A 17,485-nucleotide genomic window follows, 5' to 3' on the forward strand; every position below is an offset into this window, starting at 1 on the left:
CTAACGCCCCTTAAAATAAGACATCTAAAAGTAGCATAAATGCAACAACAGTTTCATGTTGCAACGGATTAGAAGGTTTGATTGTAAAATTCTTTCGACAAAGATAGGCTTCTTTTTTAACAGAGAAGCTTTTTCTTGATCTAAAGCATAGAGTTCTATGATTTTCTCTTCCATGCCTACTGGAACAGATTTTCTACCAATTTCTACAGAAGATAAAAATGACACAGATAAACCTAATTTATCAACTATATTTGAAAGACGTTCTGAATGATCAATGCGAAGTTTTCATAAAATTTTGCCAAAGAAAGTGTATCCCTTCAATTTATCTTTATACAATTAATAACCTTTTGTAATAGATACTCAAAGCTTCTGAAAATATCTTATTGTAATGGCCAAACCCACATAAGCATTGGAACAGCAATAATAACGATCAACACCGCCAATGGAGCACCCAAACGTGGATAATCACTAAAACGGTATCCTCCTGGCGCCATCACGAGCATATTGCTTTGATGTCCGATAGGTGTAAGGAATTCACAACCTGCACCGATTGCAACAGCCATTAAAAAAGCTTCAGGCTTATAATGGAGAGAATGAGCAAAACTTGATGCAATTGGTGCTACCATCATCACTGTTGCTGCATTATTCAAAAATGGCGTAACCAACATAGCTGTCACCAACATAAGCGCTAAAGCACCGGATGGCGGGAAAAATATTGCCAATTGGCTCAGCCATTGACCAATGAGCTCCGTACATCCTGTTTTCTCTAACGCTTCACTCACTGGAATAAGAGCCGCTAATAGTACTAATATTGGACCATCTAATGCCTGATACAAATCACGCGCTGGCAAAACACGAAAGATCACCATTGCAGCAGCAGCAGAAAAGAAAGAAAAAGCAACTGGAACAATATGAAAAGCTGTAAAAATAATTGCTATAAATAAAATAGCCAAAGATATAAAACCATGTCGTAAATTTCCAAACACAATATTTCGTTTTGCTAGGGGTAAGCATTTCAATTCCCTTAACAAATTTGGAATAACTGCATCCTGTCCTTGCAAAACAATCACATCTCCAAGATGGAAAATAATATCATCAAGTCTTCCCCGCACCCTTTCATGCTGACGACTTAACGCAAGCAAATTTACATTATAGCGATCAAATAAGGAAAACTCTTTCGCACTAATACCGATAAGAGGTGAATTATGGGTAATGACGGCTTCAATAATATCAATATCACTGTCCTTATCACCTGCAGCAATAGTTCGCCCTTTAGAAAACTCTAAACGAGCAGAGTTCATCACGCTATCTAACCCTGTATGTGATCCTTCCAGCAAAATAATATCATTTTCAGACAAAACAAAATCTGGTAATGGTGAAATAGATACTTTGTTTCTGATGATTTGAATCACCATAACATCACCACTTGATGGCTTAACCAAATCAACAATATTTTTTCCCACAATCGGTGAATTTATTGGAATATGCACTTCTGCAACATAATTACGAATATCAATGGCATCATCAAACGATACACCTGAACGCACACGCACAGGCAAAAGCCAATAAAACAAGACCAAATATAAAACACCAGCCGTCGCAATAACCGCACCAACTGGTGTAAAATCAAACATCGTAAAAGGTGTTCCTGCTAAGCGTTCTTGCATCGCTGAAATAACAACATTGGGAGATGTTCCTATCTGTGTCATAAGCCCCCCCAATAAAGAACCAAAGGCCATGGGCATCAAAAAGACAGAAGGAGAAACCTGAGAACGACGAGCAAACTGAAAAGCTATCGGAAGCATAATAGCCAAAGCACCAATGTTTTTAACGAACATTGATAACACGACAACAGAAATAACCAAAAAAGCTAATTGAAGACGCACCGATTTCACATCTGGCCATACCCGTTGAATAATAAATTCCATTATACCAGAGCGCGATACGGCTGTACTGACAACAAACACACTCCCCACGATAATAACGATATCATTACTAAAACCGCTAAAAGCTTCCTTCGGACTGACAAGACCAAGAGCACAAGCTATTAATAACGTACAAATAGCAACAAGATCATAACGAAATCGATCCCAAATAAAAACAACCATCATGAGACCAATGATCGAAAAAGCCATTATTTGATTTTCTGTCATAACACTTACCTCTCCCCATTAAATTATAATGAACAAGAACATATTTTTTATGTTTTAAATATTCCTATAAACAGCAGCAAGATAAAAGCAGACATCGAAATATTTTAGGATAATTTTAAAGTGATAAAAAATTATGATGCGCATAAACTTGCCTCTCCTTATTATGCGTGCTTTTCTATAAAGTGCTGAACCCAAAGAAAATTGATAAAAGTTGATAAAGCTATATTGCAAAAAAGATGAGAATAACTCTAATATAGAGCGTAGATAATTGTTGAAACTGGTACACGCTATATTTAAACCTTTGTCGTTGCTTAAAAGAATTTATCTTCACTCTCAATTCAAAGAGTGATAAAAATGAAAGAAGAAAGAATGGTCAATCTTAATAGTGGGTATCAAAGTAACCTCAGATATTGGCTCACTTGCATTATTGGATTTGTTGCTATCTTGGCAATTATAATGGTTGGTGGATTTTATATTGCAAAACCCTATCTTGACAGTTTTGTAAGAAAAGAAATAGCCCGTCATTCCATAAAAGCCGAAACATCTGAAGTGAGCATCTTAGGTAAAGTCAATTTGAAAAATGTTACATTACCCGTTCCAGCCGGTACATCACTTAAAATTGGTGCCATTTCTGCCCGTCCTCCTCTTTCCTTTATTCCTGGAACTTTCACACTCTATAATGTTGATTTAAAGCATAATAATATTCATGTGCAAATTCCTAAAATCTCTCTTAGGAGTGTATTCTTAAAAGAAAAAGATAGAACACTCTCATCACGTCTTTTACAAACAATGATGCGTATTGAGCTTTCCTCAATTATTGCTCCCAATATACAACTTTCTATAGAAAATAAAAATAAGCAAACAGAAACGGTTGAAGTCAATAATTTCCAGCTTTCTGATTTTAGAAATGGCCATATCCGTTCAGTTAGTATCAAAAATATGGATCTTAAAACAGTTGCAGTCAATGGTGCCAAACAGATGCAGCTTATGGCTAAAAGTGATACAATAAAAGCCCATGATATCGACATCAACTACGCCTATTCTATCATCTTTGGAAAAAACAATACTCTCAATCAAGGTAAAACCGTTACTGGTCCCATTGCTCTGAATAATATAAGCGTTGATATTTTTGAAGAAGCAGAAAAAAACAGCTCTTTCTTTCTCCAACAGTTTAAAACATCTGGTTTAAAGATGAAGCCATTTGAACAAACTCCTGAAAAATTGATCAAAGCTTATCTTAATGCAAAAAAAGAGAATAATAAAACCGCTGAAAAAATAGCACAAAATGGTCTACTTCTAAACATATTGCTCGCCATTACCTCAGCCGATGCCAAAGTTGATAACGTCACCGTTGATATACCACAGTTGAAAGCAACACTCGAATCATTCCAATTCAAACCAAGCTTGTGGAAACAACCTATCCCTAAAAAACTTTTTCTTTCCCTCAATAACCTTTCCGTTTTACCTAAAAAAATGAATGAAAAAGACTTAGAACTCTTCAAAAATTTGAACTTTGAGCGCTTTAATATTTCAGGAAAAATTGATATTTCTTATGATGAAAAAAAACGTATGCTCCTTCTTGATGCAATGTCTTTCGATATGAAAGACGTTGGATCTGGGTACATATCAGCCAAGGTTATTGATGTTGATGAAAAGCTTTTTTCTGGTCAGAAAAATGTAATGATTGCTGCTTCTCAAGACCTTGGCATCAATGAAATTGATCTACAATATAAGGATGCAGGTTTCATTGATAAGCTTTTTTCTTATCTTGCGCAAACTCTTAATGACAGCAAACATGATCTTAAAAAGGAACTCTATGACGATTTCTATCTAATGATGACGCAGACCCCTAACATTCTGTTAAAAAATCATGACGAAGCAGAAAAAATTTCAAAATCCTTAGGTGAATTTGCTAAAAATCCGCAAACATTGAGCGTTAAAATTAAAGCAAAAGATAATAAAGGGCTCACAATAATTGATCTCGAATCTGCTTTACAAAATGATCTATCCAAGGCTTTAAGCAAAGTAGATCTCACTATTAAAAATGAAGCATCGCCTTGAACATTTTGTGCTTTAAACATGATGATCTTGTCTATAAATTAAGAACTTTATTCCTCTTTTTGCTTTTATATGATACAGAAGGCTTCACATAGAGTCATTTACATAAGAGAATATAGAATTATAAAATTGTCGATACTTGGAGTTGTTCATGTCTGATTTATCTTCAAATCGCTTGCCTAATCGCGCTTCTCGTGTCACCAATCAAGCGCTTTCTGCTATCGAGCGTTTTCTCCATATTGAAGCTCTTAGTGGTATTGTTCTTTTATTAGCTGCTGCTTCTGCACTCATTTTTGCCAATTCTAAATATGCTGATCTCTATGAATCTTTTTGGCATACACCTCTTGGTTTTAATTTGGGGCATTTCACTCTTTCATGGGATTTGCATTTTTGGGTTAATGATGCTCTTATGACTATTTTTTTTCTCGTTGCTGGAATGGAAATCCGACGCGAGATTCATGAAGGTGCTCTTGCCGATTTTAAACAAGCAATCTTACCAATTGTTGCTGCAATAGGGGGTGTTTGTTTCCCTGCAATTATTTATTTTATCTTCAACTTTAATGATGGGCATATACATGGTTGGGCCGTACCAACAGCAACAGATATTGCCTTTGCTCTCGGTATTCTTGCTCTTCTTGGAAAAAAAATTCCTTCTAATCTTCATATCATTCTTCTATCACTCGCGATTATTGATGATATTATAGCTGTTCTTATTATTGCTTTTTTCTACTCAACAAACATTGATCTTAGTGGTTTAATGATTGCAGGAGCAGGTATTGCTCTAGTGCTATTCTTTCAATGGATTGGGCTTGCATCAGCATGGCTTTACATTTTACCTGGTGCAATCATCTGGTGGGGTTTAATGGTAACAGGCGTTCATCCATCACTTGCTGGTGTAATTTTAGGGATGATGACTCCCGTTTTTCCTACTCGGACTCTTGTAGCGCCACTCACCACGCTCAGCAATGCTATGCAAATTCTTCAAGAAAAAAATATTAAAACAGATCTCCATCATATTTCAACCGCATTGAAAAAAATGCGCAAAGGACAGCGTGCCATAATTGCTCCAGTAACCCGTGTTCAGAAAGCATTGCATCCATGGGTTGCATACGGTGTAATGCCGATTTTTGCCTTTGCAAATGCAGGAGTAAGTTTTGCAAACTTTGACCTTTCTTCCGATAAATCATTCTTGATTGTTCTTGGTGTTGTTATTGGGCTTTTCATCGGTAAGCCGCTTGGCATTATCACTGCCAGTTATCTAGCTGTAAAATCAGGTCTATGCCGCCTCCCTCCTCATATGACATGGACAGGTATTTTACTCATTGGTTTTTTAGCAGGAATTGGCTTTACAATGTCTATCTTTGTTTCAATGCTTGCTTTTAAAAATATTATCCTTCTTGATGCTGCAAAAATTGGAGTACTTTGTGGCTCTGGTTTATCTGCTCTTATCGGTCTAGGATATGGATTTATTTATATTAAGCGCAATAAAGACGTTGCTCATAGTTCCCAATAAACTAATTAAAAATAGACTTTTATACGAGCTTTTTAAAAAGTGATTCTATTCATTTGTTGGATTTGGACAATATTGAACGTAAAAGCCGTTGTTTTACCTCATCTTTACATCTATGAAGATGTAAACTGACATCATCGTACTATTTTGCCAACCTCTCATGTCAACAACTCTTGACACTTGAGAGAATTCATAAGAGACGTTTTTTTATTCCTTTCTTCAATAAAGTTTACTCATATACCAGTCCCACTTGTAGCGTACACAGAAATAATTTTAATTGATTTAATATAAAGGGATTTGTGATAGGAGAAGCGATCTTTCATCAAAGCTATTATCCACTATAAAGAAACAATGAATTCCTATTATAAATCAATATGTTATATTTAATTATAACGAAAAAATAAGAAACAATAATTAATAGTAATGTAAATAATATATCTTCATTTGAAGCTATCACTGAAATCTTGGCTACTCAATGCACATGAATAAGGTATATTGAGTTAATCAACACAAAACAACTTTCTCACCATAACTGTTTGTATAAAAATTATAGAGAGTTGTTTCAAACACCTTAACTCCATCATTACAATTCTTACAAGCTGCTGTTTTTATAATAAAGTATATAGACGTTAATTTATTGAAATAATATAATTTTTTTACTGCCCTTTATAGCCACAACAGTTCTTCCAACCTCACCTATCACTTATAACGTCAACATAGCAAGCAGACCCAATAATTAGTTAAGTAATCCCGTAGCTCATTTTTCCAACAAATCCATCTTTTCGTTACTGACTTTATTGTCAGTATTATCAACAGCTTTAATCCTAGCCTTCTTTAAAAAACATATTATTTTTTGAGCAAATATATTTTTAAGGATCATTTGTCGTCTTATCACTCGGGTAAGAAAGCAAAATACCGGAAGGTTTCCTTATTTCAAAGCAAAAGTTGCACAATATTGGAAACTGAAAATAGCCTTAGTGCGGCTCACTTTCTCCTTTATAAGCGTAAAGATGAGTATTGATTTTTACCTTTACAACTTCATAGTCTCCCAGTGTTAAACTGTCTTCCCGTTTTCAAGATCACGAATAAGTTTAAAATGAGAGCATTTTGCTGTATTGAATAGTTCTCATTTAAGTTCAAAATATAAGTTATCCTTAATAAAAATTATTAATATATATTAAAGCTTTACGTTATTGAAACTTTATTGGAGCTAAAAAATGCTCACCCCTTATCAAGAGCATAAACAGCATGTAATGTTCTAACCGCAAGTTCAGTGTAAGCACTATCAATCAAAATAGAAATTTTAATTTCTGAGGTGGTGATTGCTTGAATATTAATACCCTTTTCAGCCAAAGCCTTAAAAGCTGTAGCAGCAACACCTGCATGGCTGCGCATTCCAATACCAATCACAGATACCTTGGCAAGATCGCTTTCAAATTGCAGAACATCAAATCCAATTTCTTTACGATTTTTCTCAAGAAGAGCAACGGCTTTTTCTACATCTGCTGATGGTACAGTAAAAGTCATATCAGTTTTTGAGCCATCTTCAGAAATATTTTGCACAATCATATCAACATTAATGCGCTCTTCAGCCAAGGGGCCAAAAATTGCTGCCGAAATCCCTGGACGATCGGCAAGCCGACGAAGGGAAATTTGTGCTTCATCCTTAGCAAAAGCAATACCAGTAACATTTTGTTGTTCCACAATTTCATCCTCATCGCAAATAAGTGTTCCAGAAGAACTCATTGGATCCTCCATGCCTAAAGCATCAGGATCCTCAAAACTTGAACGCACAAAGGTACGAACCTTATGAACCATTGCCAATTCAACAGAACGAACCTGTAAAACTTTTGCACCAAGAGAAGCCATTTCCAGCATCTCTTCAAAAGCTACCTTTGGTAAACGACGCGCTTTCGGTTCTATACGTGGATCCGTTGTATAAACACCATCCACATCCGTATAAATATCACAGCGATCAGCTTGTACAGCCGCTGCTATAGCAACAGCACTTGTATCTGATCCCCCACGTCCTAAGGTAGAAATTCGATTATCCGGAGTTACCCCCTGAAAACCAGCAATAACAGCAACCTGACCTTCCTGAAAATGCTCTATTAAAAAAGATCCGTCAATATCAGTAATACGTGCACGGCCATGCGCATTGTCTGTATGAATAGGAATTTGCCAACCAAGCCATGAACGTGCATTCACGCCCATTGTTTGAAGTGTTAAAGCCAACAAACCAGAAGTAACCTGTTCACCAGCAGCAACCACAACATCATATTCACGAACATCTCTATGTATAGGCGAAGCATCACACGTCCACTGAACAAGTTCATTGGTTTTACCAGCCATCGCAGATACGACAACGGCAACCTCATTACCTGCATCAACCTCTCTTTTGACATGCCTTGCAACATTATGAATACATTCAATGTTTGCTACAGATGTTCCACCAAATTTCATGACAATGCGCGCCATTAATAATACTCTATCTTTACATCTCTTATCTCAAACGGTAACGAGAATAAGATGCTCTATCAACTAATCATTTACTCGACATAGCGAATATCTATCATTTGTGCAAGTTTCATTATGATTATATTAATTTCTCTTGACTTTTTATAAAATCTACTTGACGTGATCATTAAAAAATAAAAGGAAAGCAAAATGATAGATAAAACGCGGACAACTATTGATCAAAGTGAAATTGATCACTTTTCACGTATTGCTACAGAATGGTGGAATCCACAAGGAAAATTTCGACCTCTTCACCAATTTAACCCAACACGCCTTGCTTACATCAGAGAAAAAATCTGTTTAGAGTTTAATCGTGACCCTGTTTCACTTACACCCTTTGAGAATTTGAAAATTCTTGATATTGGCTGTGGAGGAGGCTTGTTATGTGAACCAATGGCACGTCTTGGCGCTATGGTCGTAGGCGTTGATGCTTCACAAACGAATATTGAAGTCGCAAAAATTCATGCAACCCAAAATGATCTTTTAATTGATTACCGTACCACTACGGCAGAAGCACTCGCCAACGAAGGAGAGAAATTTGATATCATCCTTAATATGGAAGTTGTTGAACATGTCGCTGACGTTAATCTCTTCATAGAAGCTACAGCAAAAATGCTGAAACCACAAGGGTTGATGTTTGTCTCGACACTCAACCGCACATGGAAAGCATGGGGGCTTGCTATTGTAGGCGCTGAATATATCCTACGTTGGCTTCCTAAAGGAACACATGATTATAAAAAATTCCTAAAACCTCTAGAACTTAAAAATTTCTTATCACAAAATGCTCTAGCTGTCATTGATGAGATAGGTATTACTTATAACCCATTAAACGACAGCTGGAATCGCTCAAAAGACATGGACGTTAACTACCTCCTTCTCGCAAAACGGTCTTAAGAATATCTCATTTACAACTATTGTATGCCTTGTAATAAAGAATTGAGCTTTCCCTCAGCCTCTAAAGCATAAAGATCATCACAACCGCCCACGTGATAATCACCTATAAAAATTTGCGGAAATGTATTACGTCCATTTGCGCGCTGTACCATTTCTTGGCGACGGGATGTAGAAGCATCAATATCTGTATATTTTACGCCTTTTTTATCAAGTAAATCACGAGCTTTTATGCAATAAGGACAACCGGGACGTGTATAAATTATTATCTCTTTCATAATAGTTTCCTCCAATATTTTTTATAATATTCACTTCAAGTTTCTCTTAAGAAGAGGGATAAATAGAATCTTCTTTGAGGACACGCGAAAATGTTAGCACATCAACCTGTCGTGCACCTGCATCTTTTAATGCAGAGGCTGCTGCCGTAACTGTTGCACCCGTTGTAAAAACATCATCAATCAGTAAAACAGAACATCCTTTAAGGTATTTTTTAACCTTATGCGAAACCTTAAAAGCATTTTTTACGTTAAGTTTTCTCTCTCTTGAAGAAAGACTAACCTGCGGACGGGTATGCCGACAACGAACAAGCCACCCCGGTTTTAAAAGCTTTTTTTGTGATTCTGCAATATAACGTGCAAGCTCAGCAGATTGATTATAACGCCTCTCCCAAAAACGACGAAAATGCAATGGAATGGGGATAATAACATCACAATCATCAATAACCTCGCGTCCAGCAAACATCATCCACTTGGCCATAAATGATGCCAATTCTATATGATCACCATATTTTAAACGCGTTACTAAAGTTCGTGCAAGCCCCTTATGAACAATGACCGAGCGAACACGTGAAAAAGGATAAGAATTACGAAGTGCTTCACCACTGAGAAACCCCTCCCCCATATCACAAACAAAAGGAGTCCCCATAACAGGACAATAAGGTTTTGTGATAAATTGAAGTTCTTTCCAACATTCGGAGCAAATCGTACCATAAGTAGAAACATTTTGCTTACATCCAGGACAAATTGGAGGATAAAGCATTGTTTTCAAGCGTTCAATGCATTTACTTAGTATATCGTTGCTATTTAACGCCGCTTCTCGAAAGTACAACATTATAAATCTAGGCTTTTACAAGTTCCCCGTAGAACAAAAGTTTCTTTGTATTTCCTCAATTTATAATTTTAATTCCTTTAAAAACTCTTACCTTCTATAAATTTATTTTCTTTCATATTATAAACTTGACAGAGCTTGCACAAATAATGAACCTTTTCAAAATATATTCTTTCATAGAGAGAAAGTGTTCTACAATATGTCGCATCCTTTAATTTTTGATCATAACCGCATTGAACAATTCCGCAAACGCGCTTTCCAAAAAGCAAAAAAAGGATATGACTTTTTACTCTCTCACATAGCAGAAGATCTCTATAAACGTCTTAGTACTGTTGATCGCCTCTTTACATTAGCTCTCGATTTACACAGCCATACAGACCTTGCTGCGCAAGCTTTAATGAAGTCTGGAAAAGTTTGTTCCATAGAACGTATTGAAACCGATACGCTTTATCAAAGCCATGATAAAAAATTTCATTTACGTCATCGAGAATTTCTTGATTTACCTCAAAGTTACTGTGACCTTATTGTTTCACTTCTTTCATTACAATTGACCAATGATACCCCTGGTGTTCTAAGCCAGATAAAAAATACTCTTAAACCAGATGGCTTATTTCTTGCTGTTATGGCAGGAGCTGGTACATTAAGAGAATTGCGCGAAAGCCTGCTGCAAGCTGAAAGTGAAATTTATGATGGAGCAAGCCCTAGGGTCTACCCTTTTGCCGACATTCGTGATGCAGGCGCTCTTTTACAGCGTGTTGGCTTTGCCCTTCCTGTAGCAGACGTTGAAGATATCACAATACGTTATAATACAATGTTTGATCTTATGCACGATCTTAAAGCTATGGGAATGCAAAATGCACACATAAATCGTTCACGACGCCCTGTATCCAAACGTTTTTTTCTCCGCGCAGCTGAAATCTATGCACAACGATTTAGTGATCCTGATGGACGTATTCGTGCACATTTTTCTTTCATCTGGCTCTCTGGTTGGGCCCCTCATCCCAATCAACAAAAACCCCTACAACCTGGTTCAGCGCAAATATCTCTTACAGATGTTTTACAATCTAAAAAAACATAACCTAAAATCATTTTTTTAAAATACTTTTATCCGTTGTTCGTAACATTTGACTGGTAATTGTTCCAGCTACCATTGAATCGCTTACGTTTAGAGCAGTACGTCCCATATCAATTAGCGGTTCAATAGAGATGAGTACAGCAACCAAAGTAACAGGAAATCCCATAATTGGTAAAACAATCAATGCAGCAAAGATAGCCCCTCCCCCCACACCAGCAACACCAATAGAACTCAACGTTACAATCCCAACAAGCGTAGCAATCCAAGTAGGATCAAGAGGATTAATACCCATAGAGGGTGCAATCATGGTCGCAAGCATCGCTGGATAAAGACCGGCACAACCATTTTGTCCAATTGTTGCCCCAAAAGAAGCTGCAAAACTCGCAATGGATTGCGGAACTCCTATCCACTGCGTTTGCGCTTCAATATTCAAAGGAATACTTGCAGCACTTGAACGACTGCTAAAAGCAAATGTTAAAACCGGTAAAACCTTTTTGAAAAAACGAAAGGGATTAATCCCAGAAATGCCAAGCAGTACACCATGAATACCAAAAATTAAGATAATACCGACATAAGAGGCAATAATAAAAACCAGTAAATTTAAAATATCTGAAATACGTGATATCGCTCCTACTTTCGTCATAAGAGCAAAAATACCATAAGGCGTCAAAGCAATCACTATACGGACCAACCGCATAATCCAAGCTTGTGCCACTTGAATAAATAAAAGCGCGTTTTCTCCTTTTTCTGGCTCATCTTTCTTTAAAAGAAGAACCGCTGCACCTAAAAATGACGCAAAAATCACAACACTGATAATTGACGTACGTTTAGCTCCACTCAATTCAGCAAATGGATTTTTAGGAATCATAGACAAAATCATCTTTGGTATATTCATATCTCCAAGTTGAGAAATATGACCTTCAAGAATAGCAGAAACATTTTGCCCTTCATGCACCAAACCATTTGCTGTTAATCCAAAGAAATTAACCACAAGCACGCCAACCAATGCTGAAAGAGCCGTTGTAAAAAGCAATATTGAAATTGTTATTATACTCATCTTTCCAACAGCATAAACAGAATGTAAATGAGCAACCGCTGAAACGATAGAGACAAAAACCAGTGGCATAACAATCATTTGTAACAATAAAATATAGCCTTCACCAACAATGTTAAACCATTCAACGGATTTCAATAAAGTGCCTTCACCCTCTCCATAAACAAACTGTAAAATACTACCAAAAATCAAGCCAAGGATAAGCCCTAGCATAACACGGAGTGAAAGACTCCATTGCATTCTCTTACTCTGAGCAATCCACAATAAAAAAATAACAAATAGAAATAAATTGATAAAAAAATTAAATGTCATTGTCTATGCCCAGTCTATATCCACTATTGTTTATGATTGATGTAAATAACATACATACCTCAAAATCAATGCATGATATTTGAAAGTTAAAGTATAAAACTTACAAGGTTTTTACAAAACCATTATTTTTCAATTTATAGATTAAAAGAGAATTTTTTATCTACTAATAAATGTTTAAAGAAAATAAATAAAATTATTTTCCTATTATTTAAATTTATACTCTCATTAAATAATTTAAAAAGAGAAATATAAACAGCACTCATAGCATCTTAATACTGAATAACTCCAACATATCTTATCACTCTAAATGCCCTTATCACTCTCTTTTGCTCTTTGAATTGAAAAGAGCTTTCCAAACAATGGTTAATTAATAATCGAACATTCATAACTTTTCTGAAAAATACAAGATCAAGCCACTCTTGCCAATTTTATGGACGGCACTCTCAACAATTTTGATCAGCACTTCAAATATAATTATTTTATGGATAACACCTTTTACACATTCTTTCTCTGCTCTCAATGGAAGCTTTTTTGTTTTTCGAAATTCTCTTTATAGACATAAAAATATGCCCTCTCAATAACAAAAAAATCTCAAATGTGAAGACTTCGAAAACCACAATACCTATAAAATGCAATACAACTAATAATATAAAACATTACTCAACACACCCTAAAACACAATACCAACAAAAATACCATATATCCTGTTGATATAACAAAACTAAATGATATCAATCGTCATCATAGACGTATTTAATATCGGTCTATTTATTGAAGATAAGGAGTTAAATTACTCATGAAGCGTACCATAACATTTATTGTTGTATCTTCTCTATTGATACTTTTGTTTGCTGTATTAATATCATTTGGATATACTAAAGTGAACGATTTGAATCCGTACAATGAACTTTATCAGTCAAAACCATAAAGACTTAGAATATCGTGAAAAAAAGGAAATAGCAAAAGAAGTTATAAAAGTCTTTCAAAGTAAGACAAAACCTGTTACATCTGTAGAATATGATAAGGTATGATTTTAAAAATATTTAATAGAACTACAAATTGAACCTCCACAATTGGATATTTTAAAGCATTATCACACAATACTTGCCTTTTGTGGACGTTTTGCTGTTGTTTGGCAAATAATCCAAAGATGAAGATCTGCTCACTAATCAAATACAATACTCATTTGATTCATTGAAAAAAGATGTTTTTCTCGCAAAACTTGCAGAAGACTTTCATGATCTGATGGCTGAATATGGAAAAAAATTTCTAGATTCTCCAACTCCCATTAACCGAAAAGAACAAATTATGCGTCCAGAGAAAATAATAACATGTAATTTCCTTACCCGTTTTAAAAATACAGCTATTGTCTGCATAATGACAGCGTAATTATATCGTATAATGATAAAAAAAGGGATAAGAATCCTTATAAGATCTGGCTAATAAAAAATGGAAGCAACAAAAAGTTAAGCAGCCCACTCTATGTTTAGCGAACAAAATAAGTATTTGCAGCTTGCCTGTACAACAACTAAATTTTTGTATTTTGTTCCACATAAAAAATACTTCATATTCATATAAACATCGTATATTGAATGATAATAATTTAATATTGGATAAGATTATTAAACACAAATAATATTTTTATTCCTTTATTAAAAAGTGAAAAATATTGTTTTCAGACTTATTCATAAGCGTGATGAGCCAAGTGGATAAAAATATTTGATAACAAGCTAAATATATCTCTTATGATCCATCTCTAAGATAAAGATACAAGATTGAGGTTACGGAAATATCGTGACAGTATTAATCTGGATATAAAAATAATAGGGACTAAGAGATCTTTGTATTGTATCATTTACGAGACAATGTTGAAAGCAAGGGGAAATATTCTTTCTAAGATAAGTGAGTGAATGAGCCACCACAGTGATATGCATTTTTAAAAAAGTACAAAATGTCTTTGCCTCAAATTTAATAAGCACATTCTAAAAATACAGGTTCTACAGACTCATTCCAAATAGAATAGTAATAGGACAACAATTTTTCAGCATCTGTTTGCCCCATTGCAACAACCTCTTCTAAAGGATTAAGAAAATTTGTTTCATCAAAACCATTCGCATCATACTGTTTGCGATTTTTTAGGCCCTTGCGTGCAATAGCAAGGGCTTGACGTGCTAATTCTAACAGAATGGTTTGACGAAAAGGAGTTTTTAACCCCTCTTTTGGAACGCGTTGGCGCAACTCTAAAACTTCTTCAAAACACCAATCTTTTGTCAAAGCCTCCGCCTCATTAAGTGCTTCTCTATCATAAAGAAGCCCAACCCAAAAAGCTGACAACGCACAAATACGCTTCCAAGAACCACAATCCGCTCCTCTCATTTCTAAAAATCTTTTTAAGCGGACTTCAGGAAATAACGTTGATAGGTGATTAATCCAATCTCCCATATTTGGAATTGAATTTGCAACTTGTCCTTTTAATGCTCCATTCATAAACTGACGAAACGTTATGTGTGTACAATCATAATAACGACCATCACGAACAACAAAATACATTGGAACATCAAGGGCCCATTCAACATAATCAGCAAAACCAAAGCGCTCAGAAAATATAAAAGGGAGAACCCCTGTCCTCTGATTATCCGTATTACGCCAAATTTCAGAACGCCAAGATAAAAAGCCATTCGGACGTCCTTCTGTAAAAGGTGAGCTTGCAAATAATGCGGTCGCAATAGACTGTAACTTCATAGATACTTGCATTTTTTGCCGCATATCACTTTCAGATGAAAAATCAAGATTAACCTGAACCGTTGATGTGCGATACATCATATTAAGACCATTATGCCCCACTTTCGGCATATAATCAGTCATAATCTGATAACGTGACTTAGGCATTTTCGGCGTTTCAGCCAAAGTCCACTTTGGACTAGCACCAAGACCTAAAAAACCAATCCCTAATGGTTCTGAAATTTTCTTGAGAAGAGCTAAATGCTGCATCAACTCGTTATAAGTATGACCTATTGTTTTTAATGGTGCACCCGATAATTCAAATTGTCCCCCAGGTTCCAAAGAAATAGCCCCCTGATCACCTGATCCTACGAGCCCAATAATATTCCCTTCATCTAAAATAGGTTCCCATCCTAAAACGCTTTGCATCCCCTTTAAAAGCGCTCGGATTCCTCTCTCACCTTCATAAGGAACAGGAAGAAAACCATCTCTATAAAACGGAAATTTTTCATGTTCTGTACCAATACGCCAATCATCTTCTGGTTTATACCCCCCTTGGAAATAGCTAACCAAGGAATCTAAGTTATAAATTTCACTTTCATCGGTTATATCAAGCGCCATAACTTATCATATCCTATCATCGTCTTAAATGAATTGTTTAGAATGATTTTACAGACTTCTCAATCCATTGCCCAATCCCCCACGGTAGCATTAAGAAGAGCCAAAGCAGCGACAGCGGCAGTGTCAGCGCGTAAAATACGCGGACCTAATGATATTGGAACCACAAAAGGATGTTTTTTTAAAAAGCTCCGCTCTTCTTCACTAAACCCACCTTCTGGTCCAATGAGAACACCAGGTGTTGTAACGTCACGCTTTTTAAAAGAAGGTAATGGATTATGCGATTTATGCTCTTCATCACAAAAGAATAAAGGCTGTGTCTCATCCCACTGTGCTAAAAGTTCTGCTAATGATAGAGCAGATACGCATTCAGGCAGAGATAAAATGCCACACTGTTCAGAAGCTTCGATAACATTGGCTTCCATACGCGCCATATTGATACGCGTAACCTGCGTATGATGCGTTATAACAGGCTGCAAAATCGATACCCCCATTTCAACAGCTTTCTGCACCATATAATCCAACCGCGCGTTTTTAAGTGGAGCAAAGCAATAAATAAGATTAGAATGCCTCGTTTGTAATCTTTCTTGATGGATAAGCTGAACCACAACAAATTTTTTTTTTACAATGATAAGTTTAGCAAGCCATTCACCATCCTGTCCATTAAAAAGTAAAATTTCTGCTCCTTCTTTCATCCGCAAAACATGCACAAGATAAAAAGCTTGCGCCCCCTCTATCTTTATTTCTTCATTCAAAGCCAATGTCTGTCTAATAAATAATCTTTTAAGTTTATAATTTATGCGCATAAAAATTTTGCCAAAGCTCACTATCATCATCGAGAAAATGAAGAAAAATATATAACAAAAAGAAAAAAATATATCTATAGAACTATAATATATGAAAAATTTATAGAGTTTTTTTAGCTTTATGAGATGATAATAGGAACCTATCGGTCTTTAAGTGATTCTGCTTTCATAAAAGTTTAGATAATACACCGTTCATCTTTGAATTGGGTCATTGATGCATCCGTGGAGGAAAAAGATATGTCTGCTAAAAAAGCTACAATTATTACGATTACAACCCTCTTAGCCTTTATTTTGATTACAGTGGGAATTGGTTCTGTTGGAGCCGACGGGAAGCATACAGTTACCAAAGATGGCTATGGTATTTCTTCTGAGATTCAATAAGCACTGACCGACATCCCTTAAAAATTTAGTGTAACAAAATATTGCTAGCAACCTTCTAAGACTTGCATCAATATTATGAATCTCTTGTATTTAAAAGATTTTATAAGAAGCGTTGTTCTTCCTCTCTTCACTCATTTATCGACATACCAACCACGCTTATAACGTAGAGGACGATTTTTATGACTTTATCACGAATAGATTTAAAATGAGAGAATCTTACGATAGTGGAATTTCTTATTTAAGTTTAAAAACAACTTTAAATTGTAAACGGATGAGTTATAA

13 protein-coding genes and 1 pseudogene are annotated in these 17,485 nt (G+C 35.6%); 6 read left to right on the top strand and 8 right to left on the bottom strand.

Annotated elements, in window-relative coordinates:
• Positions 1–10 precede the first annotated feature (10 nt).
• Together ACFINA_RS06875 and ACFINA_RS06880 are read right to left on the bottom strand one after the other, a co-directional pair.
• Positions 11–276 (bottom strand): annotated as a pseudogene (locus tag ACFINA_RS06875) (XRE family transcriptional regulator).
• Positions 277–380: 104 nt separating this feature from the next.
• Positions 381–2,153, bottom strand: coding sequence for an SLC13 family permease (locus ACFINA_RS06880; RefSeq protein ID WP_375606437.1), 1,773 nt, complete (start codon positions 2,151–2,153; stop codon positions 381–383).
• Between the two features lie 354 nt (positions 2,154–2,507).
• Between ACFINA_RS06880 and ACFINA_RS06885 the strand changes: the two genes are divergently transcribed.
• Together ACFINA_RS06885 and nhaA are read left to right on the top strand one after the other, a co-directional pair.
• Complete coding sequence (locus ACFINA_RS06885; protein ID WP_375615293.1) at positions 2,508–4,214, top strand: hypothetical protein; 1,707 nt, start codon at positions 2,508–2,510, stop codon at positions 4,212–4,214.
• A 148-nt stretch (positions 4,215–4,362) separates the two neighbouring features.
• Positions 4,363–5,724 carry a Na+/H+ antiporter NhaA gene (gene nhaA / locus ACFINA_RS06890; RefSeq protein ID WP_375606439.1) on the top strand — a complete coding sequence of 454 codons (1,362 nt, stop codon included), beginning with the start codon at positions 4,363–4,365 and terminating at the stop codon, positions 5,722–5,724.
• Positions 5,725–6,942: 1,218 nt separating this feature from the next.
• Here the strand turns inward: nhaA and ACFINA_RS06895 are convergent.
• Positions 6,943–8,199, bottom strand: a complete 1,257-nt coding sequence (locus ACFINA_RS06895; protein ID WP_375615294.1) for an aspartate kinase — start codon at positions 8,197–8,199, stop codon at positions 6,943–6,945.
• Positions 8,200–8,388: 189 nt separating this feature from the next.
• Here ACFINA_RS06895 and ubiG point away from each other — a divergent pair, with 189 nt between their 5' ends.
• Positions 8,389–9,132 (top strand): bifunctional 2-polyprenyl-6-hydroxyphenol methylase/3-demethylubiquinol 3-O-methyltransferase UbiG, encoded by a 744-nt coding sequence (gene ubiG, locus ACFINA_RS06900; protein ID WP_375609070.1) that lies wholly within the window; start codon positions 8,389–8,391, stop codon positions 9,130–9,132.
• Between the two features lie 17 nt (positions 9,133–9,149).
• On the opposite strand, the gene grxC is transcribed toward ubiG, so the two are convergent.
• A complete protein-coding gene (gene grxC / locus ACFINA_RS06905; protein ID WP_375606442.1) occupies positions 9,150–9,407 on the bottom strand; it encodes a glutaredoxin 3 in 258 nt (85 codons plus the stop codon).
• A gap of 46 nt (positions 9,408–9,453) precedes the next feature.
• On the bottom strand, positions 9,454–10,239 hold the full coding sequence (locus ACFINA_RS06910) for a ComF family protein (RefSeq protein ID WP_375606443.1): 786 nt from the start codon (positions 10,237–10,239) through the stop codon (positions 9,454–9,456).
• Positions 10,240–10,435: 196 nt separating this feature from the next.
• Here ACFINA_RS06910 and ACFINA_RS06915 point away from each other — a divergent pair, with 196 nt between their 5' ends.
• Positions 10,436–11,314, top strand: coding sequence for a methyltransferase (locus tag ACFINA_RS06915; RefSeq protein ID WP_375606444.1), 879 nt, complete (start codon positions 10,436–10,438; stop codon positions 11,312–11,314).
• A 7-nt stretch (positions 11,315–11,321) separates the two neighbouring features.
• On the opposite strand, the gene ACFINA_RS06920 is transcribed toward ACFINA_RS06915, so the two are convergent.
• Positions 11,322–12,677, bottom strand: a complete 1,356-nt coding sequence (locus tag ACFINA_RS06920; RefSeq protein WP_375606445.1) for an L-cystine transporter — start codon at positions 12,675–12,677, stop codon at positions 11,322–11,324.
• 1,194 nt (positions 12,678–13,871) lie between these two features.
• On the opposite strand from ACFINA_RS06920, the gene ACFINA_RS06925 reads away from it, so the two are divergent.
• Complete coding sequence (locus tag ACFINA_RS06925) at positions 13,872–14,066, top strand: hypothetical protein (protein WP_375615295.1); 195 nt, start codon at positions 13,872–13,874, stop codon at positions 14,064–14,066.
• 579 nt (positions 14,067–14,645) lie between these two features.
• Here ACFINA_RS06925 and ACFINA_RS06930 read toward each other — a convergent pair.
• On the bottom strand, positions 14,646–16,019 hold the full coding sequence (locus ACFINA_RS06930; protein ID WP_375606446.1) for a glutamate--cysteine ligase: 1,374 nt from the start codon (positions 16,017–16,019) through the stop codon (positions 14,646–14,648).
• A 59-nt stretch (positions 16,020–16,078) separates the two neighbouring features.
• Entirely contained in the window at positions 16,079–16,822 is a 744-nt protein-coding gene (locus ACFINA_RS06935; RefSeq protein WP_375606447.1) for a 16S rRNA (uracil(1498)-N(3))-methyltransferase, read from the bottom strand.
• A gap of 237 nt (positions 16,823–17,059) precedes the next feature.
• Here ACFINA_RS06935 and ACFINA_RS06940 point away from each other — a divergent pair, with 237 nt between their 5' ends.
• Positions 17,060–17,203: a hypothetical protein gene (locus ACFINA_RS06940; RefSeq protein ID WP_375606448.1), complete on the top strand. Its 144-nt coding sequence runs from the start codon at positions 17,060–17,062 to the stop codon at positions 17,201–17,203.
• Positions 17,204–17,485 lie beyond the last annotated feature (282 nt).

The organism is Bartonella sp. AC10YNML, from assembly GCF_042196825.1.
GTDB lineage: Bacteria > Pseudomonadota > Alphaproteobacteria > Rhizobiales > Rhizobiaceae > Bartonella.